Origin of the sequence: Alkalispirochaeta alkalica DSM 8900, assembly GCF_000373545.1 — a bacterium.
GTDB classification, from domain to species: Bacteria; Spirochaetota; Spirochaetia; order DSM-27196; family Alkalispirochaetaceae; genus Alkalispirochaeta; species Alkalispirochaeta alkalica.
This window is the reverse complement of record NZ_KB891750.1, coordinates 1-1,259: the sequence shown is the minus strand read 5'-3', so window position 1 is coordinate 1,259 and position 1,259 is coordinate 1. Positions and strand designations below refer to the sequence as shown.

Sequence of the window (1,259 nt, the reverse complement as noted above, 5' to 3'; positions counted from 1 at the left end):
CTCCCGCAACTCCTCCCCGGTCAAGCCTGCGGCGTAGAGCAGATACAGCAGAACCTGGTGGAACCGGGAGGTCCTGAGAAAGAGAACACCCCCCTCGCGGGCAAGACGGTTCAGCCCTGCGAGAGTTTCTCTACGTAGAAGACCTGGCCCAGACCATTGCACAGGTGGTCGGGTGGGACGGACCCCTGGACAGGGACACTACCAAGCCGAACGGGACCGCGCTCTGCTCTCGAGGATATCACAACCGTGTTGCGTTTATTGCGTTTGCGTAGCATCTTGTAATCAGGATGAATACAGGAGGTTACGCATGTCAAGCGCAGCGCTCTACGAACCGGTTGTACCGTCAACTGATGATGCAAGAATTGCAAAGCGCTCAAGCGAGACACTGTCTCGTTACATAGCCCATAGGCTGTCCGTGCGTGTTGGGAACACGAACGATGAAATAGAACTGCCGGAAGGCGCAGTGCGGCTGCTGGTAGATATTCTTGTGAACATGGCTGAGGGTAATGCCGTCACGCTCATTCCCGTTCATGCGGAGCTGACAACACAACAGGCAGCAGAGCTCATTGGAGTATCTCGTCCCTTCCTCATCAGGTTGCTGGAACAAGGCGTAATTCCCTATCACAAAGTGGGCACCCATAGGCGTGTATACTTTGAAGATGTACAGGCTTACAAAAAGCGCATACTTCAAGAACGCGAGTCCGCCCTGGACAAACTTGCCGAAGATGCTCAGTCCCTGGGTATGGGGTATTAGCTCATGTCCCGGTTCACGGTGGTGTATGTGACGGGCGCGCGGACCTTTTCTTGGACTCCGCGGTGCGGACTATCTGCGGGCATTTCTCCAAGGTATCACGGGTATCTGCAGCGTGACGGCTACGCAGCGCGTATCGGGTGTTCTCGATGAGGGTATGGGGCGTCCCGGCAGCCGGAACCGGCTGCCGTCGGGCCATGCGGGGGTCCCGTCGGAGCCGTCGGCCCCGACTGCCTCCGGCACCCCTCCTGTCCCTGACGCAGGGGCGCGGCCGGCGTGGTCTGCGACCTGAACGGTCTTCTGGGTCGCTCCGTGGTGGATGAGCGGTAGGAGAGAGCCGTCTGAGGGTCAGGGCCGGGCCTCGCAGAATCTGTTCCCGCCAGACCCCCGTTCAGGGGTTGAACGCCCCCTGCAATCTGCTATACTGCCCCGGTACCGTCGTAAGGACAGTCAGCACCAGGACAACCGGAAACAGGATCCCCTGGCCCGAGCGTGTTTCGGCCGCCGT

General features: G+C 59.4%; 1 protein-coding gene. It reads left to right on the top strand.

Annotation, left to right across the window (positions count from 1 at the left end; genetic code table 11):
* Window positions 1–307: 307 nt before the first annotated feature.
* Window positions 308–754, top strand: a complete 447-nt coding sequence (locus B071_RS0112925; RefSeq protein ID WP_018527492.1) for a helix-turn-helix domain-containing protein — start codon at window positions 308–310, stop codon at window positions 752–754.
* Window positions 755–1,259: the final 505 nt, after the last annotated feature.

Bases quoted from the DNA above. Each gene is read 5' to 3' on its own strand.
- B071_RS0112925 (WP_018527492.1), top strand. From the start codon at position 308: ATGTCAAGCGCAGCGCTCTACGAACCGGTTGTACCGTCAACTGATGAT.